Origin of the sequence: Pannonibacter sp. I15F10I1, from assembly GCF_900185665.1 — a bacterium.
GTDB classification, from domain to species: Bacteria; Pseudomonadota; Alphaproteobacteria; order Rhizobiales; family Stappiaceae; genus Pannonibacter; species Pannonibacter indicus.
Map to the genome: position 1 here is coordinate 14,946 of NZ_FYAN01000004.1, position 18,661 is coordinate 33,606.

Annotated in this window: 22 protein-coding genes; 16 read left to right on the plus strand and 6 right to left on the minus strand. The window is 64.1% G+C overall.

The features are described 5' to 3' along the window. Nucleotides 1-40 precede the first annotated feature (40 nt). From IF10I1_RS03050 to IF10I1_RS03060, 3 genes are all read left to right on the plus strand, one after another. Complete coding sequence (locus IF10I1_RS03050) at nt 41-586, plus strand: MarR family winged helix-turn-helix transcriptional regulator (RefSeq protein WP_058899235.1); 546 nt, start codon at nt 41-43, stop codon at nt 584-586. 4 nt (nt 587-590) lie between these two features. Beyond that, nucleotides 591-1,286 (plus strand): response regulator, encoded by a 696-nt coding sequence (locus tag IF10I1_RS03055; RefSeq protein WP_019963959.1) that lies wholly within the window; start codon nt 591-593, stop codon nt 1,284-1,286. Nucleotides 1,287-1,431: 145 nt separating this feature from the next. Then, complete coding sequence (locus IF10I1_RS03060; protein ID WP_208977578.1) at nt 1,432-2,724, plus strand: ATP-binding protein; 1,293 nt, start codon at nt 1,432-1,434, stop codon at nt 2,722-2,724. 3 nt (nt 2,725-2,727) lie between these two features. Here IF10I1_RS03060 and IF10I1_RS03065 read toward each other — a convergent pair whose 3' ends face one another. The 5 genes from IF10I1_RS03065 to IF10I1_RS03085 all read right to left on the minus strand — a co-directional run bounded on the left by IF10I1_RS03065 (nt 2,728) and on the right by IF10I1_RS03085 (nt 5,965). Further along, entirely contained in the window at nt 2,728-3,084 is a 357-nt protein-coding gene (locus IF10I1_RS03065) for a tRNA-binding protein (protein WP_186391165.1), read from the minus strand. 89 nt (nt 3,085-3,173) lie between these two features. After that, entirely contained in the window at nt 3,174-3,941 is a 768-nt protein-coding gene (locus IF10I1_RS03070; protein ID WP_186391166.1) for a TetR/AcrR family transcriptional regulator, read from the minus strand. Nucleotides 3,942-4,043: 102 nt separating this feature from the next. Continuing rightward, nucleotides 4,044-4,865 (minus strand): pyrroline-5-carboxylate reductase, encoded by an 822-nt coding sequence (gene proC, locus IF10I1_RS03075; protein ID WP_186391167.1) that lies wholly within the window; start codon nt 4,863-4,865, stop codon nt 4,044-4,046. Continuing rightward, entirely contained in the window at nt 4,862-5,362 is a 501-nt protein-coding gene (locus IF10I1_RS03080) for a YbjN domain-containing protein (RefSeq protein WP_019963954.1), read from the minus strand. Before IF10I1_RS03080 ends, proC begins: the two co-directional genes overlap by 4 nt. A gap of 312 nt (nt 5,363-5,674) precedes the next feature. Continuing rightward, the gene (locus tag IF10I1_RS03085) at nt 5,675-5,965 is read right to left on the minus strand and encodes an accessory factor UbiK family protein (RefSeq protein ID WP_019963953.1); all 291 of its coding nucleotides are present in this window, start codon (nt 5,963-5,965) and stop codon (nt 5,675-5,677) included. 204 nt (nt 5,966-6,169) lie between these two features. Between IF10I1_RS03085 and lgt the strand changes: the two genes are divergently transcribed. From lgt to IF10I1_RS03130, 9 genes are all read left to right on the plus strand, one after another. Then, complete coding sequence (gene lgt / locus IF10I1_RS03090) at nt 6,170-6,991, plus strand: prolipoprotein diacylglyceryl transferase (RefSeq protein ID WP_094463807.1); 822 nt, start codon at nt 6,170-6,172, stop codon at nt 6,989-6,991. Then, entirely contained in the window at nt 6,988-8,136 is a 1,149-nt protein-coding gene (locus IF10I1_RS03095) for a class I SAM-dependent methyltransferase (RefSeq protein ID WP_186391168.1), read from the plus strand. Before lgt ends, IF10I1_RS03095 begins: the two co-directional genes overlap by 4 nt. Continuing rightward, nucleotides 8,133-8,906: a peptidoglycan editing factor PgeF gene (gene pgeF, locus IF10I1_RS03100; protein ID WP_371328663.1), complete on the plus strand. Its 774-nt coding sequence runs from the start codon at nt 8,133-8,135 to the stop codon at nt 8,904-8,906. Before IF10I1_RS03095 ends, pgeF begins: the two co-directional genes overlap by 4 nt. 4 nt (nt 8,907-8,910) lie before the next feature. Further along, entirely contained in the window at nt 8,911-10,068 is a 1,158-nt protein-coding gene (locus IF10I1_RS03105) for a Xaa-Pro peptidase family protein (RefSeq protein WP_050474997.1), read from the plus strand. Between the two features lie 74 nt (nt 10,069-10,142). After that, entirely contained in the window at nt 10,143-10,661 is a 519-nt protein-coding gene (locus tag IF10I1_RS03110) for a hypothetical protein (protein WP_208977566.1), read from the plus strand. A gap of 249 nt (nt 10,662-10,910) precedes the next feature. Then, nucleotides 10,911-11,843 carry a ribose-phosphate pyrophosphokinase gene (locus tag IF10I1_RS03115; RefSeq protein WP_019963947.1) on the plus strand — a complete coding sequence of 311 codons (933 nt, stop codon included), beginning with the start codon at nt 10,911-10,913 and terminating at the stop codon, nt 11,841-11,843. Between the two features lie 333 nt (nt 11,844-12,176). Next, nucleotides 12,177-13,379, plus strand: coding sequence for a CmlA/FloR family chloramphenicol efflux MFS transporter (gene cml / locus IF10I1_RS03120; protein WP_186424359.1), 1,203 nt, complete (start codon nt 12,177-12,179; stop codon nt 13,377-13,379). A 159-nt stretch (nt 13,380-13,538) separates the two neighbouring features. Beyond that, nucleotides 13,539-14,231: an MOSC domain-containing protein gene (locus tag IF10I1_RS03125; protein ID WP_094463805.1), complete on the plus strand. Its 693-nt coding sequence runs from the start codon at nt 13,539-13,541 to the stop codon at nt 14,229-14,231. A gap of 163 nt (nt 14,232-14,394) precedes the next feature. Then, nucleotides 14,395-15,000 carry a 50S ribosomal protein L25/general stress protein Ctc gene (locus IF10I1_RS03130; protein WP_058899226.1) on the plus strand — a complete coding sequence of 202 codons (606 nt, stop codon included), beginning with the start codon at nt 14,395-14,397 and terminating at the stop codon, nt 14,998-15,000. Between the two features lie 56 nt (nt 15,001-15,056). Here IF10I1_RS03130 and IF10I1_RS03135 read toward each other — a convergent pair whose 3' ends face one another. Beyond that, nucleotides 15,057-16,019 carry a LysR substrate-binding domain-containing protein gene (locus IF10I1_RS03135; protein ID WP_371328662.1) on the minus strand — a complete coding sequence of 321 codons (963 nt, stop codon included), beginning with the start codon at nt 16,017-16,019 and terminating at the stop codon, nt 15,057-15,059. Between the two features lie 72 nt (nt 16,020-16,091). Between IF10I1_RS03135 and IF10I1_RS03140 the strand changes: the two genes are divergently transcribed. The 4 genes from IF10I1_RS03140 (at nt 16,092) to ychF (ending at nt 18,634) form a co-directional block, all read left to right on the plus strand. After that, entirely contained in the window at nt 16,092-16,295 is a 204-nt protein-coding gene (locus tag IF10I1_RS03140; RefSeq protein WP_050474991.1) for a YdcH family protein, read from the plus strand. Beyond that, nucleotides 16,292-16,501 carry a hypothetical protein gene (locus IF10I1_RS03145; protein WP_186391171.1) on the plus strand — a complete coding sequence of 70 codons (210 nt, stop codon included), beginning with the start codon at nt 16,292-16,294 and terminating at the stop codon, nt 16,499-16,501. The genes IF10I1_RS03140 and IF10I1_RS03145 overlap by 4 nt, the downstream gene beginning before the upstream one ends. Before the next feature lie 174 nt (nt 16,502-16,675). After that, nucleotides 16,676-17,443, plus strand: coding sequence for an aminoacyl-tRNA hydrolase (gene pth / locus IF10I1_RS03150; RefSeq protein WP_186391172.1), 768 nt, complete (start codon nt 16,676-16,678; stop codon nt 17,441-17,443). Nucleotides 17,444-17,533: 90 nt separating this feature from the next. Continuing rightward, entirely contained in the window at nt 17,534-18,634 is a 1,101-nt protein-coding gene (gene ychF / locus IF10I1_RS03155; protein ID WP_050474988.1) for a redox-regulated ATPase YchF, read from the plus strand. The last annotated feature ends 27 nt before the right edge of the window (nt 18,635-18,661 follow it).

Below are 18,661 nucleotides of genomic sequence, written 5' to 3' on the forward strand. Positions count from 1 at the left end.
GGCTGACATAAATTTCAAGACAGCACCTGCAGCGCCCCAGATGGCCCAAGACAGCACCCCCGTTTCAGGCAGCGGAACCACCGGGTCCACGCCTTATGACCTGATCGAACTGCTGTTCTTCGCCTACCGGGATTTCACCGCAGACCCCGATCAGCTGCTCTCCGGGCTCGAATTTGGCCGTGCCCACCACCGGGTACTGCACTTTGTCGACAGAAATCCGGGCATCCGCGTATCGGATCTGCTCGCCATCCTGCGCATCACCAAGCAGAGCCTTGGCCGGGTGCTGAAGCAGCTGGTGGATGAAGGCTTCATCGATCAGCGCCCCGGCGAGACGGACCGCCGCCAGCGCCTGCTGCACACCACGGACAAGGGCCACAAGCTCTCCCGCAAGCTGGATGCCCTGCAAGCGGTGCGCATCAACGCAGCCGTGGATGCCCTGCCCGGACAGGATGCCGCCATCGTGCGCCAGTTCCTGTTCCAGATGATTGATCCGGAGCGGCGGCCCGAGGTGGCCCGCATGCTCTCCAACATTCCCCAAAGCGGCAGCAGCGGCCCAGCGCCCGAGCTGGCCGATACGGAGGCTTGACGCAATGACACGGGTGCCGGACGACAACGCCATCCACATCCTGCTGGTTGACGACGACAGCCGTATCCGCGATCTGCTGGGCCGGGTGCTGCAGGAGAACGGCTACCGGGTGACAACAGCCGCCAACGCCGCCGAGGCCCGGCGCTGCCTGTCTGGCCTCGCCTTTGACCTCCTGATCCTCGACATCATGATGCCGGGCGAGAACGGGCTGGATCTTGCGGCCTCGCTGCGGGCGGACAGCCCTGTGCCCATCCTGATGCTGACGGCCCGCGCCGAGGCGGAAGACCGTATCGCCGGGCTTGAGGCCGGGGTGGATGACTATCTGCCCAAGCCCTTCGACCCGCGCGAGCTGATGCTGCGCATCGCCGCCATCCTGCGGCGCGGTGCCACCCGCAGGATAGACCGCCAGCCGGAAATCCGCTTCGGCCCCTTCGTCTTCGTCACGGAGCGGGGCGAGCTGCGCCGGGGCGACAGCCAGATCCGCCTGACCGACCGCGAGCGCCAGATCCTGACCATTTTCGCCGAACAGCCCGGCGCCACCGTGCCGCGGCACAAGATCGTCGGTGATGACAGCGGCCTTGGCGAGCGCACGGTGGACGTGCAGATCAACCGGCTGCGGCGCAAGATCGAGGATGATCCGGCCAATCCGGTCTATCTGCAGACGGTGCGCGGCATCGGCTACAGGCTGGCCTGTGACTGAAGCGCCCGCCCGCCTCCGCAGCCTTTTCGCAGGCCTTGGCGCATTTCTGGCCCCGGCTGCGAAACTGGCGGGCAAGCTGCTGCATCCGCTGCTGGTCCCCTTCGCCTTCATCTATGACAGGGTGGCCGGGCGGATTTACCGCCATATGCCCAAGGGGCTTTATACCCGCGCGCTGCTCATCATCGTCACGCCCATGGTGCTGCTGCAGTCCGTGCTCGCTTTCGTGATCATGGAACAGCACTACCAGCAGGTCACCTTCCGCCTGTCACAGGCGGTGGTGCGCGAAATCGCGGCGCTGGTCTATACGCTGGAGAACTACCCCCAGGATGCGGATTACCGGCTGATCGAGGAAATGGGCAGCCGGACGCTGGACATGTCCGTCTCCATCCTGCCCCCCGAGCCCTTGCCCCCTCCCCGGCCCAGGGCCTTCTTCGATCTGGTCGCAGAAAATCTCAGCCGCGAGATCTCCCAGCGTATCGGCAAGCCCTTCTGGGTGGACACCATCGGCCGCTCCCGCTTCGTCGAGATCCGCATTCAACTCAAGGACAAGGTGCTGCGCGTGGTGGCCCGCCACAGCCAGACCTATGCCTCCAACTCGCATATTTTTCTGGTCTGGATGGTTGGCAGCTCTCTGGTGCTGATCTCCATTGCCATGCTGTTCCTGCGCAATCAGATCCGGCCCATCGAGCGGCTGGCCAATGCGGCGGAAGGCTTCGGCAAGGGCCGTCCGGTGGATGATTTCCGCCCCAGCGGGGCACGCGAGGTGCGCAGGGCCGCACAGGCCTTCATCGAAATGCGCCGGCGCATCGAGCGGCAGATCGACCAGCGCACCACCATGCTGGCCGGTGTCAGCCATGACCTGCGCACGATCCTCACCCGCTTCCGCCTGCAGCTTGCCCTCATCCCCGAGACGCCGGAGACCGAAGGCCTCAAGCGTGACGTGGACGAGATGAGCAACATGCTGGAGGATTATCTCGCCTTCACGCGCGGCGACAACGGCGAGGCCGTGGAAACGGCGGACATCACCCTGATGCTGGAGGAACTGGAGGAGGCCGCAGAGATTTCCGGTGCCAGCGTTTCCTCCAGTTTCACCGGCGAGCCGGAAGTGGAAATGCGGCGCAATGCCGTGAAACGCAGCCTCATGAATCTCGTCATGAATGCCGCAAGGCACGGCAGCCGTGTCGATATTCAGGGCCGCCATGTGGACGGCTGGCTGACCGTGATCATCGACGACGATGGACCCGGCATTCCGGAAGAGGAGCGCGAAAACGTCTTCCGCCCCTTCTACCGGCTGGACGAAGCCCGCAATCAGGACGCCTCCGGCAGCGGCCTTGGCCTTGCCATCGCCCGCGACATAGCCCGCAGCCACGGCGGCGATATCCAGTTGGAAGAAAGCCCCCTCGGCGGCCTCAGGGCCCGCTTCCGCATTCCCGGGTAAAGCTCAGAACAGGCGCCCGCCCAGCGGAGTGTCCTGATCGGCGGCAATGAGCACCACTTCGCCGTCGGCATCCGGCACGCCGAGCGTCAGGACTTCCGAGCGCATCGGGCCGATCTGGCGCGGGGGAAAGTTGACGACCGCCAAGACCCGGCGGCCGACGAGGCCTTCCGGGGTGTAGTGTCTGGTGATCTGGGCGGAGCTTTTCTTGATGCCGATGTCCGGGCCGAAATCGATCACCAGCTTGATCGCCGGCTTGCGCGCCTCGGGAAAGGGCGCAGCCTCGATGATCTGCCCGACGCGGATATCCACCTTCAGGAAATCGTCAAAACTGATCGGCTGCGCGGGAGCGCTCGGGGTCATGGCAGGTCTCCGGAAAATCCATGCGAAAGGATCTTCACAGTGCCGCGCCCGGCGCAACCGCGCAAGCCCTTGCAGACAGGCAGAGGACGTCAGACCGGCTGAGCCGCAGCCTCTCCGCCAGCCTCAGAGGTGGCCCCTGAGGCTGCTTCGCCGCGCCGGGACTTGCGGCGGGACATCGCCTTGCCGGCGAGTTTGATCAGGCCGCAGGCCACGGGGCGCGTCACCCGTTCCACCGCTCCCAGCCGCCGCAGCCAGTCCTCGCCCCGGTCCAGTTCCCTGTCGAGGGCTGCCATGGTGCGCGGCAGGCTTTCGTCTTCCTCCTCAAGGAAAGTTTCGAGCACACGGGCGAAGGAAACCGCCAGCCCCTGCTGCACCAGACGGCCCTTGATGCCGGGAATGGAAACACCGGCAGCGGCCAGCATCCAGCCCTGCGAGCGCACGGCAATACCGTTCAGGCACATGGCCAGCGCCGGATCACGCATGGCGTCCTTGCGCAGCTGGGCCAGCGCAGATTTGTGGGGGGCCAGCGCATCCAGCCGCGTCATCAGCACATCAAACAGCCGGTCGCGCGGCGGCTGGTCAAACATGCTGTCATCGCGGCCATCCAGCACGGCGGCATCCACCTGCCCGGCGAAGGCAGCCAGAAGCTCGCTCTTGCCGGAAACCGCCTGCCGGAGAGCCGAGGGCTTCAGCCCGGCGGCTTCGGCGATATCAGTCAGGGAAATGTCCGCGTAGGACCGGGTGGCGAGCAGACCGAGAAAAGCCTCGACGGCCATCGTCCGGTCATCGGAACGTGGCGGGGCTTTGCGGCCGCTCTTCCCGGTCTTGCCTGCGGTGCCTTCTGCTTCCGGTGCCATGTCCGCCTCCTTCTTGGATGCCTTGGCAGGATGTGTTCCCCTTATAGGTAGGCACATCCTGTCCGCATGGAAGAGGCAAAGGCAAGCAATGCGGCAGCCGCGTCAGGAACCGGCGAGTTCCCGGGCGCGGCGGGCAGCAGCTTCGACAGCTGCATCCATCAGAGGCTGAAGGCCGTTTTCCGCCATCAGCACGGAAAGAGCCGCAGCCGTCGTGCCATTGGGCGAAGTGACGTTCTGCCGCAGGATTGCGGGCGTGTCGTCAGACTGGTGCATCAGTTCCCCTGACCCGCTCACCGTTGCTTCGGCAAGGCGGGCGGCGAGATCCGCCGGAAGACCGGCGCGGCGGCCAGCTTCCGCCAGGCATTCGGCCAGCAGGAACACATAGGCAGGGCCCGAGCCGGAGACGGCGGTGACAAGATCGATCTGCTCTTCCGAGGTCAGCCACTCGACGGCACCGATCGCCGACAGAAGCTGTCCGGCGGTCTCGCGCTGAGCTGCCGTGACGCGGGCGTTGGGGTAAAGCGCGGTGATGCCACGCCCCACCATGGCGGGCGTGTTGGGCATGGCGCGAATGACGGCGATATCGCCGAATGCCGCTTCGAAGGTGCGCACCGGCGTGCCGGCGGCAACCGACAGCACCAGCGTATCGTCAGCCACCGCAGGCTTCAGCCCCGGCAGCACATCGCCCATGATCTGCGGCTTGACGGCCAGCAGAACCATACCCGCCTTGACGCCTTCCGGCACCTTCGGCGCATGGGCAATGCCGTGGCTGTCCAGCTGGGCCACGAGAGCGGCGGGCGGCGCGGGATCAACGACCAGAAGGCTGGCGGCATCGACGCCGCGGGCCATCCATCCGGCGATCATTGCGCCGCCCATCTTGCCCGCGCCGACAACGGCGAACGGGCGCTCAGCTGAAAAACTCATGCTTCTCCTGCGGTCTCGAACAGGGCGCACTCCAGCGCCTCCTGAGCTGTCTTGCCAGCCCAGACAACAAACTGGAAGGACTGATAATAGCGCTCGCAGGCTTCCAGCGCATTGGCCAGCAGCCCTTCGATCTGCGCACCGGAAGCTTCCGCACCGCCTGCCAACAGCAGGGACTGGCGGAACATGATGACGTTTTCCTTGCTCCACAGATCGAAGTGACCCATCCACATCTGCTCGTTGACGAGCGAGAGGAGGCGCATCACCTCGGTCTTGCGCGGCTCGGTGACCTTCAGATCGAAGGCACAGGCCAGGTGCAGGGCCTCCAGCTCCTCCATCCAGGAGAAGGAGACGTGATAGTCGCACCAGTATCCGCCGATGGAAATGGTGATCTCGTCATCATCCGAACGCTCGAAAGCCCACTCGTTGAGCGCAGCCACGTGTTCGATCAGATCGACGGGATTGTCGGGGCGTTCAAAGTCGATTTCGATGAGGCTCATGGCGATCCTCCCCGTTTACGGGAGCCGGATAAGGGGCGGATTTCCGCAAATCCAGCGTCTTCCCCTGAACAGAGGCCGCGCCAAACCGCCGATGGCGGCAGGGTCAAAACAGGACCCATTTCGGGGCGCGTGCGAATCCCTGTTTGGAATCAGTATATAAACTTCCTTCGCAAATGCAGCAGGAAACCGGCCTGAGGTTTTGATCAAATCCTGTGGACGATTGTTTCCTGCGCACCGGCGCAGGCCGCTTCACGGCATTGTGACGGCGGAAACGCCTTCCGCCGCCGCTGCATTGCAGCCGCAAGGGCTTGATCAGCCCTCGGTCTTGGCCTTGCGGGCAGGCTTTGCCTCGGTTTCAGCCAGCTTTGCCTCAAGCGCCGCGATCCGGGCTTCCAGAGCCTCGATCTGGTCCAGCGCGCGCACCGCCATGTCACGGGCGACGTCGAAATCCTCACGCTTCACCAGATCCATATCGGCCAGGAAACGTTCGGCCTGAGCGCGGAAAGCGGTCTCCACCTCACGGCGGGCTCCCTGCGCCACACCGGCGGCGTCAGTCATGAGCTTGGCGAAATCGTCGAAAATCCTGTTCGGGCCCTGGGTCATGACGCACTCCTGAAGATGGTGACGGCCCACCCTTGCGCTTGCTCTCCGGACCAATCCGGCGAGGCACTGCGGGCCGTGTCACACAGGTATTGACCTTTTGCTCCAAGTTCAAGGCGGCAATGCAGCGCCTTGACGCACCGGGGGGAATGCGCAAGGTCTGGTGCCGCTGGCAAATCGCCCCGGATCAACAGCACTGGACCCTGCATGCCCGTTCTCGCCCTGCCCTTCCCCGCCGTTGACCCGGTCATCTTCGAGGTTGGCCCCTTCGCACTGCGCTGGTACGCGCTGTCCTACATCGTGGGCATCCTGCTGGCATGGCGCTACATGCGCCTTGCGGTGCAGAAGGACAGGCTGTGGCAGGCCGTTCCCCGGCCCGGCCTTGTGGATATTGACGATTTCGTCACCTGGGGCACCGTCGGCATCATCGTGGGCGGGCGGCTGGGCTATGTGCTGGTCTATGACCCGCTGACCTATCTCGCCAATCCGGTGGAGATTTTCGCCGTCTGGAACGGCGGCATGTCCTTCCACGGCGGCTTTGCCGGAACCGTGCTGGCCATGGTGCTGTTCGCCCGTGCCCGCGGCATCCCGCTGCTGACGCTGTTTGACCTTGCCGGGATTGCCGCGCCCATCGGGCTTTTCTTCGGGCGGCTCGCCAACTTCATCAATGACGAATTGTGGGGCCGCCCCACGGATGTGCCCTGGGCGGTGGAGTTCCCCTCCGGCGGCTACATCCCGCGCCATCCGAGCCAGCTCTATGAGGCAGCGCTGGAAGGCGTGCTGCTGTTCCTCGTCCTGCGCCTCATGTCGCACCGCTTCGGCCTGTTGCAGAAGCCGGGCTTCCTGGCAGGTGCCTTTGCCGCCGGTTATGGCATCACCCGCTCCATCGCCGAAGAGTTCCGCATGCCCGACGCCCAGATCGGCTTCCTGCCCGGCGGCTTCACCATGGGCATGCTGCTGTCCGGCCCGATGATCATCGCCGGCATCGCGCTGATGGTCTGGAGCTGGCGCAAAGCGAAGGCCGCATGAGGAGAGACACCCTGCCTGCCTCGCCGCTGAAGGAAAAGCTCATCCGCCAGATCGCGGCGGAAGGCCCGATGACAGTGGCCGCCTTTATGGCCGCCTGCCTCGCCGATCCGCAGCACGGCTATTACACCACGGCCGCAGAGCCGTTTGGTGCGAAGGGCGACTTCATCACCGCGCCGGAAGTGAGCCAGATGTTCGGCGAGCTCATCGGCGCCTTCGTCCTCTCCACGTGGGAGGCTATGGGCGCGCCGCAGACCGTGCGGCTGGTGGAAACCGGCCCCGGGCGCGGCACGCTGATGGCAGACCTGTTGCGCATGGCAAGCCTGCGCCCGGCCTTCCTGCGCGCTGCCAGCCTGCATCTCGTCGAAATCAGCCCCCGGCTGAAGGCCCGGCAGGCCGAAGCGCTTGCCAATGCGCCGCTTGCGCCGAACTGGCATGACAGCCTGCGCGAGGTGCCGGACGGGCCGGTGATCCTTATCGCCAACGAATTTTTCGATGCGCTGCCCATCCATCAATATGTGAGAACGCCCGAGGGCTGGCGCGAGCGGATGGTCGGGCTGAGTGAGGCCGGAGCCCTCGCCTTCGGCACGGGTCCCGGCCGCCTGCCGCTGGCGGCCATTCCTCAGACCGCCGCAAACGCCCCGCTGGGCGCCATCCTCGAAACCTCGCCGCTCTCCACCGCCATTGCGCAGGAAGCTGCCACCAGAATCACCGCGCATGGCGGGACAGCCCTGTTCATCGACTACGGCTACCTGCGCTCTGCCCCCGGCGACACCCTGCAGGCGCTGCGCCGCCACGCCTATCAGGATGTGCTGGCCGAACCCGGCCTTGCCGATCTGACGGCGCATGTGGATTTCGAGGTGCTGGCCGCTGCTGCCCGGCGCGGCGGGGCAACCGTAGCCTCACCGCTGACGCAAGGCGAGTTCCTGCTGCGCATGGGGCTGCTTGAGCGGGCCGGGCAACTGGGCGCCGGCAAAGACGCCTCCATGCAGGAACGCATCCGCGGCGAGGTGGAGCGGCTGGCGGCGCCTCAGGAAATGGGCGAACTTTTCAAGGTGCTGTCCGTTGCTCAACCGGGCCTTGTTCCCGCCCCGTTTGACAGTGAGGCTCTTCCGCCGCACGCTGGCGCAAATTCCGGAGAAGCTTGATGATTACCGCTGACCTTCTGACCCTGCCCGGCGTCATCCGCCACGGCTTCTTCACGCGGCAAGGCGGCGTTTCCACCGGCATTTACAGCAGCCTCAACATCGGCCTTGGCTCCGATGATGACCGGTCGCATGTGCTGAAAAACCGCGCCCGCGTTGCTGGTATGCTGGACGTGGGACCGGAGCAGCTCGTCTCGCCCTATCAGGTGCACTCGCCCGACGTCATCACTGTCAGCCGCCCCTTCATGGAAGACGAAGACCGCACGGCGGATGCGCTGGTCACCGCCACCCCCGGCCTTGCCATCGGCGTGTCCACCGCCGACTGCGGCCCCGTGCTGTTTGCCGATCCTCAGGCCCGCGTCATCGGCGCGGCTCATGCAGGCTGGCGCGGCGCGCTGACCGGCGTGCTCGACAACACGCTGGCGGCCATGGAAAAGCTCGGCGCAAGGCGGGAGAACATCATCGCCGTGCTCGGTCCCTGCATTTCGGCCGCCGCCTATGAGGTCGGCCCGGAGTTCCGCGAGCGTTTCGAGGCGGAAGCGCCCGGCTGCAGCCGCTTCTTCGGCACGTCGGGGCGCGAAAACCACTTCATGTTCGATCTGCAGGCCTTCATCATCGCCCGTCTGCAGGCGGCAGGCGCGGGCCGGGCCGAAAGCCTTGGTCTGTGCACCTATGCCGATGAAGCCCGCTTCTTCTCCTACCGGCGCACGACGCACCGCAAGGAGCCGGACTATGGCCGCCAGATTTCCGCACTCGTGCTGACAGGAGACTGACCCGATGGCGCTGCATTTCACCGACGCGGAATTCGAGAGCCGGTTCGAGCGGCTGAGGATCCGGATGGAAGACGAAAAGCTGGATGCCATGCTGCTGTTCGCACAGGACAGCAACTACTGGCTGACGGGCTATGACACCTTCGGCTTCTGCTTCTTCCAGTGCCTGGTCGTCACGGCCGACGGGCGCAAGGTGCTGCTGACACGCTCGGCCGACGAGCGGCAGGCCAAGCACACATCCAACATCTCCGACATCCGCATCTGGGTAGACCGGGGCGGCGCCAGCCCGGTGGGTCAGCTGAAGGACATGCTCTTCGACATGGACCTGCTCGGAGCCCGGCTCGGCATCGAATATGACACCCACGGGCTGACCGCAAAGCTGGGCCGCGAGCTGGACGAAGCCCTGCGCAGCTTCGCCGAACTGTCGGACGCCTCGCACATCATCCCGCGCCTCAGGGCGATCAAGAGCGCTGAAGAACTGGTCTATGTGCGGCAGGCCGCAAAACTCGCAGATGCCGCCTACCTGGCCGGCCTCGACGAAATCCGCCCCGGCGCGGATGAAGGACGCATTCTGGCAGCGATGCATACGGCCATCTTCGAGGGCGGCGGCGACTATCCGGGCAATGAATTCATCATCGGCTCGGGCCGTGATGCCCTGCTGTGCCGCTACAAATCCGGCCGCCGGGCATTATCGCCGCAAGACCAGATCACGCTGGAACTGGCCGGCACCTACCGGCACTATCACGCCGCCCTGATGCGCACAGTGGCGGTTGGCGCCGCAACGCCCCGCCACATGGTCATGCACGAAGCCTGCTGCGAGGCCTTGGCGGCCGTTGAGAGCAAGCTTCAGACCGGCTGCACCTTTGGCGAGATCTTCGACGCCCATGCCGGCGCCATGGATGCGCGCAACATGCTGCCCCACCGGCTCAATGCCTGCGGCTACTCGCTCGGCGCCCGCTTCACGCCCAGCTGGATGGACTGGCCCATGGCCTATAGCGGCAATGATGCTGCCGTTGAACCGAACATGGTCATCTTCATGCACATGATTCTGGCTGATTCGGGTTCGGAAACGGCCATGTCACTGGGCCGGACCTATCTGACTGGCGTGGATGGACCTGTTTCTCTTTCGGAACTGCCTCTCGACCTTCCGGTCAAGGCAAGCTAAACCTGTCCACACACAGGATTTCCGGCGCTCAGGCGACTGCGGCCGCCGCCACCAGAAACGGTATTCGGGAACAGATGACGACACTCATGTCCTCCACGGCCAAGAGGCTTTGCGCCGCGACCCTTCTTCTCGCCGTTGCGGCCTGCAACCAGACAGCGCCCACACCAAGGACTGTCGCCCCGTCCGTGCCGGGAAACCAGGCCCTCACTCCGGCTCCGAAGGTTCCCGCAAGCCAGGCCACCTTTGCGTTTGAGCCCTTCACCGGTGCTCCGGGCAACACGGCGGACGAACTGGCGCAGGAGATCGGCGCCCGGGCGGGCACCGAGCGGCTGAAGCTGGTGCGCCGCATCGACGCCAAGCCGACCTACCGCGTCAAAGGATATCTGACAGCCACCGGAACGGCGGCTGGCGGCTCGGTCTTTTTCGTTTTCGACGTCTTTGATGCCAATGGCGTGCGCCTGACGCGCATCTCCGGCACCGAGGCCACTTCCGGCGTGAGCGGTGATCCCTGGGCCGCTGTGGATGTGTCCACCCTGAAGCAAGTCGCGGCCCGTACGGTGCTTGAGCTGAAGGCCTGGGTAAACACGTATTGAGCCTTTGAAGCATCAATTGCACGTCTAAGTATTCACCTTAGGTGCAACGCAGCAGAAAAAAGCAGCCGGATGGCCTTTTGTGGTGTTGTCGGAAGGCAGCGGGGTTGTTACAACGCCGCCGCCTGAGACAAGCAAAACTCAGGGTGCTGCGCACCGCCCTGGTGCGTGACATGGACGCGTAACTGAAGACGTGAGGCAGGGGCCTTCCGGGTCCGGCGTTGCCGCGTCGCACAAAAGGACCAGTCGCCCATGAAAATTGTCGCGGGCAACTCCAATCGCGCGCTTGCCGAAGAAATTTCCAAATATCTGGATGTTCCTCTGGCTGCCTGCCAGGTGCGGCGTTTCGCTGACCAGGAGATTTTCGTCGAGCTTCAGGAAAATGTCCGTGGTGAGGATGTCTTCGTGGTTCAGTCCACAAGCTACCCCGCCAATGACCACCTGATGGAACTGCTGATCATCATTGATGCGCTGCGCCGCTCCTCGGCCCGCCGCATCACCGCAGTGATCCCCTACTTCGGCTATGCCCGCCAGGACCGCCGCGCCTCGGGCCGCACGCCGATCTCCGCCAAGCTGGTGGCCAATCTGATCACCGAAGCCGGCGCCGACCGCATCCTGACCCTTGACCTGCACGCAGGCCAGATCCAGGGCTTCTTCGACATCCCCACCGACAACCTGTTTGCCGCGCCGGTCATGACCCGCGACATCAAGGAGCGCTACGCCACGGACAACGTGATGGTCGTGTCGCCGGACGTCGGCGGCGTGGTGCGCGCCCGTGCGCTGGCCAAGCGAATCGATGCGCCGCTCGCCATCGTCGACAAGCGCCGCGACCGTCCGGGCGAATCGGAGGTCATGAACATCATCGGCACCGTCGATGGCATGGACTGCATCCTCGTGGATGACATCGTCGACAGCGGCGGCACCCTGTGCAACGCGGCAGAGGCGCTGCTGAACAAGGGCGCCAAGTCGGTGACGGCCTACATCACCCACGGCGTTCTGTCCGGCGGCGCAGTTGCCCGCGTCTCTGCCTCCAAGCTCAAGGAACTGGTGATCACCAACTCCATCGAGCCGACCGCTGCCATCAAGGCCGCCGCCAACATCCGCGCCGTCTCCATCGCCCCGCTGATGGGCGAAGCGATCAACCGCACGGCGTTGGAAGAATCGGTTTCGAGCCTGTTCAACTGAACAGCCGTTTACTCGGATGGCCGGAGCAACCCGAGGGGCGCTCCGGCCCCCCGCCCCTAAGATGCTGAACCTGGTGATGCCCCTCCTGAAGGATCACCGGCAGATTGCTGTTCACGGCGGCCTGCGATGCACATTGCCTCTCAGCAGGCATACATGTATCCAGAGAACATCAGCACCTTGAGATTGGGGTGAATGGAATGCGAAGTGCCAAGTCAGCAAGCTGGAAAGCCGCAGTAGCGACCATCGTTATTGCGGCGTCCCGTAGGTCCAGTCACAACTGATCGCACAAGCACGGGCGCCGCACGGTTTCTCCAATCGAGCGGTTACTTTCTCATGTCTTCCAAACAGCCCAAATGGGCCTATTCACTGCCGGCAGCACTGCTGCTGATGGCACCCTTTGACATGCTTTCCTCGCTGGCAATGGATATCTATCTTCCTGTTGCGCCTGCGATGCCTGAGCTACTCGGCACATCAGCGCCAGTCATTCAGCTCACGCTCACTCTCTACATGGTTCTGCTTGGTGCCGGTCAGGTCATCTTTGGACCCGTATCCGACAGAATCGGAAGGCGCCCGGTCTTGCTTGCTGGCGCATCCATCTTCTTCGCAGCCTCGATTGGAGCAGCTTTCTCAACCGCGGCAGGAGCTTTCCTGAGCTTTCGTGTTTTGCAGGCTGCCGGTGCATCCGCGATGCTGGTCGCAACCTTCGCCACAGTGCGGGACGTCTATGCCAACCGCCCCGAAGGTGCCGTCATCTACGGCTCTCTCAGTTCGATGCTTGCCTTTGTGCCAGCCTTTGGTCCGATCATGGGCACATTCATCAACGGCCATTTGGGCTGGCGGGCAATCTTCCTGACACTGGCAGCTCTCACTCTGCCTGCGTTTCTTCATACATGGCAGCGATGGCATGAAACCAGCACGCTGGTTCAAACGCAGCCGAAGACAAGCGTTCTTGCGGTCTTTGCAAGCCTGAGTTTCCGCGTCTACACACTGGCATTTGCGGCCGCAATGGGAACGTTCTTCGTCTTCTTCTCGACATCTCCCCGCGTGCTCATCGGCCGGGCAGGCTATTCAGAGACCGGGTTCAGCATGGCCTTTGCAAGCGTCGCCGTTGTTATGATCGCGACAGCCCGTTTCTCCAGCGTGATCGCCGCCAGGTGGGGAATTGCCGGGTGCACTGCCCGCGGAATGGGGCTTCTGGCCTCGAGTGCCTGCCTTCTGCTGGCAGGTGAAGTCACCGGGTCTCCTTCACTCATCACCTATATCCTGCCAATGTGGATCGCTGCCGCCGGTATTGTGTTCACGGTTTCAGTCACCGCCAACGGGGCACTGGCAGAGTTCGATGATATGGCCGGGTCAGCTGTTGCGGTGTATTTTTGCGTCCAGAGCCTCATCGTCAGCATCATCGGAACGCTTGCGGTCCTGCTGTTTGACGGGCAGACGGCCTGGCCACTGATCTGTTACATGCTGGGCATGACAACTCTGGCGTTCTGCGGCCTGAGGCAGCTCAGCTTGCAGAAACGGCACCAGAGCAGATGAGACGGCGCTGAAGCTGCCGTCTGCTGTTCTTCGGGATAGCAAGGAAATCTTACATGCACATGAGAAGGCATCCGGCAACGGGTGCCTTTTTTGTCTGGACAAATGCCGGAATCCGGAGAACCGTCGGGCCCTCGACTGGCCACACGGGACGAACGGCACATGACCCAGCATCTGGAAGCAACCATCCTTGGCGTCTTCACGGGCAAGGCCAGGGACCGCTGGGAAGGCAAGGCCCCAAGTGCCATAGCCAAGCAGGCGGCGCAGGACAGTCTCTGGCTGTCGAAGACAGGGCTTTCCGGCGACGAGCAGGCAGACACGGCCGTTCATGGCGGGCTGGAAAAGGCACTGCATCACTATGCTGCCGATCACATGCCGCACTGGGCTGCCGCATGGCCGGAGCAGGCGGAGTTCTTCAACCCCGGCTGTTTTGGCGAGAACATCTCCAGCCACGGCCTGACCGAAGAGAGCCTGTGCCTTGGTGACATCCTGAAGATGGACGGCGCCACGGTGCAGATCTGTCAGGGCCGCCAGCCGTGCTGGAAGCTGAACATGCACACCGGCCTGCCGGGCATGGCCCCTGCCTTCCAGAAAACCGGCTTCACCGGCTGGTACTACCGGGTTCTGGAAGAAGGCAATGTGGCGGCGGGCGGCACGATCCGCCTCATCGAGCGGCTGCATCCGGACTGGCCGCTGAGCCGCGTGATCGCTGCGCGCTTCAATCCGCGCCTTGATGCGGCAGAGGCCGCAGAGCTGGCGGCCATGGAGGTTCTCGCCGAAGGCTGGCGCAACGCCTTTGCCCGCAAGGTTGATCCGGCCTTCGTGGAAAACACGGACCGGCGCCTGAAGGGCTGAAAACGCCAGCAATCCGGGGCGCATTGCTTGCGCTTTCCCGGCCTTTCGGCTATAGACCCGCTCGCGCCCGCACCCCTGGAGGCGGCGCAGGGACCGATCCCGTCACTCTGGCCAATGGGTCAGGGAGGCGCCGGTCCATTTTTACATCCGAAGGAGTACTGTCATGGCTGCCAGCTACGAGCTGAAGGCATCTGTGCGGAACCGGGTGGGCAAGGGGGCCGCTCGTGCATTGCGTCGCGAAGGTCTCATCCCCGCCGTCATCTATGGTGACAAGAAGGCCGCGCTGCCGATTTCCATTCCGCTCAAGGAAACCACTCTGGCCCTGCACAAGGGCGGCTTCCTGACGCACATCGCCACCATCGAGGTGGACGGCGAGAAGCACCAGGTCATCGCCAAGGACTTCCAGCGTCATCCGGTCCGCGACGACCTGACCCACGTTGACTTCCTGCGCGTGTCCGCCAACACCACCCTCGTGGTCAACGTTCCGGTTCACTTCCTGAACCAGGAAACCTGCCCGGGCATCAAGCGCGGCGGCGTGCTGAACATCGTCCGTCACACGGTTGAAATGACCGTTCCGGCGAACGCCATTCCGGAGTTCCTGGAGCTGGATCTTGCGAACGCCAAGCTCGGCGAGTCGCTCCACATCTCCGCCATCAACGTTCCGGCCAACTGCCATCCGACGATCACCGACCGCGATTTCACCATCGCCACGATCGCCGCTCCGGCTGGCCTGAAGGACGTTGAAGAAGAAGGTTCGGCTGAAGCCTGATCTCAGGCTCGCCGGAATTTTCCGCGAAAGGGGGCGCATTGCGTCCCCTTTTTGCGTCAAGCCTCCGCCAGGCTGACACCCTCAAGACCTGACCCGGCGATGCCGTCGCGCGCCAGTTCCGCCAGCCGCTGAAAATGAGCCTGACGCGGCGAGCCCTCCCGCCAGGCCAGCACGATATGCCGCTGCATGGGCCAGTCGCCCGGGCTCCGCAGCACCACCTGCCGCTCCCGCGCAAATTCGGAAGCCACATAGGCGGCCGGAAACAGGGAAAGCCCCATGCCGATGGCGACCATCTGGCGCAGGGCGTCAAGGCTGGTCCCCTCGTAGTCCTCACTCATCACCGCGCCGGACGCCGCGCACAGCGCCTGCACCTGATCATAGAGCCGGTGGCCGCGCCCCAGCGTCAGCATCCGCTCACCCTCAAGGTCGGAAACGGACAGCCCGGGCCTGGCAGCAAGAGGATGGCGCTGGGGCAGGCCCAGATAGATCTGCTCGCAGCATATCACCTCGCTGACGAGGCGGCTCTCCCGGACCGGCAGGGGCGTCAGGATGCAATCCACATTCCCCTCCCGCACGGCCGTTTCCAGAAGTGATGGCCGTTCCTCCCGGATGTAGAGCTGCAGGCCCGGCACCTGCTCCTGCAGAAGCTCGATGACACCGGGCAGCAGATACGGCCCGGCCGTGGGCGCAACGCCCATGCGGATCAGACCGCCCAGCCCCTTGTCGGCCGCCTGCGCCTCGCGGACAAACTCATCCAGCGTTTCCAGCACCGTTCTGGCATAGGGAAGCAGGGCGTGTCCGGCCGGCGTCGGCTGCACGGCACTGCCGCCCCGGTCTATCAGCACCACCCCCAGCCGGTCTTCCAGCAGCTTCAGCTGCGCCGACAAGGTCGGCTGGGAGACATGGCAGGCGCGTGCTGCACGGCCGAAGTGGCCATGCTCGGCAACGGCGACAAGATACTCGAGCTGGCGGTGCGAAGGGCGGTAGGGCATGTGATAGATATTATCTATCACAGCCATACAGTCTATGTATTTTTATAATCGCGCGAAGCACTCCATATGAGAGACGCTGGGTAATGAAAGGAGGAAAACATGCACCAGAAACTGGTCGCCTTGCGCGTTCGTCATGCCATTCTCGACGCAAAGATCGAGCGGGAGGCCCGCCGCCCTCACACCGATACCATCCGCCTCACAGCCCTCAAGAAACTGCGCCTCCGCCTCAAGGAGCAGATCGCGCAGGTGGAACGGGAGTTCTTCCGCAAGGAACTGCGGGGAAACGGGATGGCGCGCGCATGAACACCGGTTTTCCAGCCTTCTGGTTTGCCATGCATGGCTTCGGCCCCATCCGCCCCGCCGGGCGACGGAGCCAGCGGCTGACCGAACTTGACCGGCGGATGTCCGAATTCCTGACGGAGAAGCAGGGATCGGGCGGCAGCGAACTGCTGCCTCACGTCGCCGGTGAGCAGGCTCGCATTCGAGAGGCCTTGCGGGAAGGGGATTAAGTTACAACGTTCCGGCAGTGCGCACCCCGGCACTGCAGCGCTCCGCAAGACCATGAGAAAGCAGCCAGAGAGTGGGCCGTCTCGACAGGGGCGGCCCATTGCTGTAAGCGGACGCTGACACCGCGCGGCCCCAAGGCTGGCGCCATTTCCCGTTTGCGCAGCTACGGACATGCCATGCAGATCATCGCAGGCCTCGGCAACCCGGGCGGACACTATGCCCGCAACCGGCACAACATCGGCTTCATGGCCGTGGACGAGATCCACCGCCGCTACTCAAGCTTCTCGCCCTGGCGCGCCCGCTTTCAGGGCGAGGTGAGCGAAGGCACCATCGGTGGCGAAAAGGTCATGCTGCTGAAGCCCATGACCTACATGAATGAATCCGGCCGCTCCGTCGGCGAGGCCATGCGCTTCTACAAGCTGGAGCCGGCGGATATTCTCGTCATCTATGACGAACTGGACCTGCCGCCCGCCAAGTTCCGCATGAAGACCGGCGGCGGCCATGGCGGCCACAACGGCTTGCGCTCCATCACCGCCCATATCGGCGATGCCTACAGGCGCCTGAGGCTCGGCATCGGCCATCCGGGCGACAAGAAGCTCGTCTCCAACTATGTGCTGGGTGACTTCGCCAAGGCTGACGGCGAATGGCTGGAGCTGCTGTTTGACGGCATCGCCGGTCATGCGGAGCTGCTGGCCAAACGCCAGGACAGCACCTTTGCCAACAAGCTGACCCTGCAGCTGGAACCGGAGAAGGCACAGCGCCCTGAGAAGCGCAAGGCAGCGGAAACCGGTGATGCCACCACCCCGCCCGCGCCGCGCCCGGCTGCCAAGGGCCAGAGCCACATCCGCCAGGCCCGCCAGCCGAAGGCCCCTGCCCTGCCCACGTCCGGCCCCATGGCCGAGATGCTGAAGAAGCTTCTGGGCAAGAGCGGCGGACAGGACTGACCCGCCTTCCGTCTTCGCAATGCTTGACCTTGCCCGCCCCCTCGGGCAAGAAGCGGCTCAAATCTTCGATCAAACCGAAAGCGATCTCCCATGGGTTTCCAGTGCGGCATCGTCGGCCTGCCCAACGTCGGCAAGTCCACGCTCTTCAACGCGCTCACACGCACGGCGGCGGCTCAGGCCGCCAACTATCCGTTCTGCACCATCGAGCCGAACACCGGCGAAGTGGCCGTGCCGGACCCGCGCATGACGGCGATTGCCAAGATCGCGGGCAGCAAGGAAATCATTCCGACCCGCATCACCTTCGTGGACATCGCCGGCCTCGTGCGCGGCGCGTCGAAGGGCGAAGGCCTCGGCAACCAGTTCCTCGCCAACATCCGCGAGGTGGATGCCATCGTCCACGTGCTGCGCTGCTTTGTTGATGACGACATCACCCATGTGGAAGGCAAGATCGACCCGATCTCCGACGCGGAAACCGTCGAGACCGAGCTGATGGTCTCCGACATGGAAAGCCTTGAGCGCCGCCTTGCCCCGATGAAGAAGAAGGCACAGGTCGGCGACAAGGAAGCCAAGGCCATCGCCCCGATCATGGAAGCCGCCCTCGCCCTGCTGCAGGACGGCAAGCCGGTGCGCACGCTGAAGCTCGCCGATGCCGAGGAAGAGAAGATCCTGCAGGGCCTGAACCTGCTCACCTCCAAGCCCGTGCTCTACGTCTGCAACGTGGAAGAAGGCTCGGCCGGAACCGGTAACGAGCTGTCGGCGAAGGTTGCCGAAATGGCAAAGGCACAGGGCGCCGGTTCCGTGGTCATCTCTGCGGCCATCGAGGCGGAAATCTCCCAGCTCGACAATGAAGAGCAGAAGGAATTCCTCGACACGCTCGGCCTTGAAGAGCCGGGCCTCGACCGCCTGATCCGCGCCGGTTACGACCTTCTGGGCCTGATCACCTATTTCACCGCAGGCCCGAAGGAAACCCGCGCCTGGACCATCACCCGCGGCACCAAGGCACCGCAGGCGGCCGGTGTCATCCACTCGGACTTCGAACGCGGCTTCATCCGCGCCCAGACCATCGCCTTTGACGACTACGTCAGCCTCGGCGGTGAAGTGGGCGCCAAGGAAGCCGGCAAGGCGCGTGACGAAGGCAAGGAATACATCGTCAAGGACGGCGATGTGATGCTGTTCAAGTTCAACACCTGACGCCAGCACCAGAAAGACCAGCGCATC

Bases quoted from the DNA above. Each gene is read 5' to 3' on its own strand.
- IF10I1_RS03050 (WP_058899235.1), top strand. From the start codon at position 41: ATGGCCCAAGACAGCACCCCCGTTTCAGGCAGCGGAACCACCGGGTCC.
- IF10I1_RS03055 (WP_019963959.1), top strand. From the start codon at position 591: ATGACACGGGTGCCGGACGACAACGCCATCCACATCCTGCTGGTTGAC.
- IF10I1_RS03060 (WP_208977578.1), top strand. From the start codon at position 1,432: ATGCCCAAGGGGCTTTATACCCGCGCGCTGCTCATCATCGTCACGCCC.
- IF10I1_RS03065 (WP_186391165.1), bottom strand. From the start codon at position 3,084: ATGACCCCGAGCGCTCCCGCGCAGCCGATCAGTTTTGACGATTTCCTG.
- IF10I1_RS03070 (WP_186391166.1), bottom strand. From the start codon at position 3,941: ATGGCACCGGAAGCAGAAGGCACCGCAGGCAAGACCGGGAAGAGCGGC.
- proC (WP_186391167.1), bottom strand. From the start codon at position 4,865: ATGAGTTTTTCAGCTGAGCGCCCGTTCGCCGTTGTCGGCGCGGGCAAG.
- IF10I1_RS03080 (WP_019963954.1), bottom strand. From the start codon at position 5,362: ATGAGCCTCATCGAAATCGACTTTGAACGCCCCGACAATCCCGTCGAT.
- IF10I1_RS03085 (WP_019963953.1), bottom strand. From the start codon at position 5,965: ATGACCCAGGGCCCGAACAGGATTTTCGACGATTTCGCCAAGCTCATG.
- lgt (WP_094463807.1), top strand. From the start codon at position 6,170: ATGCCCGTTCTCGCCCTGCCCTTCCCCGCCGTTGACCCGGTCATCTTC.
- IF10I1_RS03095 (WP_186391168.1), top strand. From the start codon at position 6,988: ATGAGGAGAGACACCCTGCCTGCCTCGCCGCTGAAGGAAAAGCTCATC.
- IF10I1_RS03105 (WP_050474997.1), top strand. From the start codon at position 8,911: ATGGCGCTGCATTTCACCGACGCGGAATTCGAGAGCCGGTTCGAGCGG.
- IF10I1_RS03110 (WP_208977566.1), top strand. From the start codon at position 10,143: ATGACGACACTCATGTCCTCCACGGCCAAGAGGCTTTGCGCCGCGACC.
- IF10I1_RS03115 (WP_019963947.1), top strand. From the start codon at position 10,911: ATGAAAATTGTCGCGGGCAACTCCAATCGCGCGCTTGCCGAAGAAATT.
- cml (WP_186424359.1), top strand. From the start codon at position 12,177: ATGTCTTCCAAACAGCCCAAATGGGCCTATTCACTGCCGGCAGCACTG.
- IF10I1_RS03125 (WP_094463805.1), top strand. From the start codon at position 13,539: ATGACCCAGCATCTGGAAGCAACCATCCTTGGCGTCTTCACGGGCAAG.
- IF10I1_RS03130 (WP_058899226.1), top strand. From the start codon at position 14,395: ATGGCTGCCAGCTACGAGCTGAAGGCATCTGTGCGGAACCGGGTGGGC.
- IF10I1_RS03135 (WP_371328662.1), bottom strand. From the start codon at position 16,019: ATGGCTGTGATAGATAATATCTATCACATGCCCTACCGCCCTTCGCAC.
- IF10I1_RS03140 (WP_050474991.1), top strand. From the start codon at position 16,092: ATGCACCAGAAACTGGTCGCCTTGCGCGTTCGTCATGCCATTCTCGAC.
- IF10I1_RS03145 (WP_186391171.1), top strand. From the start codon at position 16,292: ATGAACACCGGTTTTCCAGCCTTCTGGTTTGCCATGCATGGCTTCGGC.
- pth (WP_186391172.1), top strand. From the start codon at position 16,676: ATGCAGATCATCGCAGGCCTCGGCAACCCGGGCGGACACTATGCCCGC.
- ychF (WP_050474988.1), top strand. From the start codon at position 17,534: ATGGGTTTCCAGTGCGGCATCGTCGGCCTGCCCAACGTCGGCAAGTCC.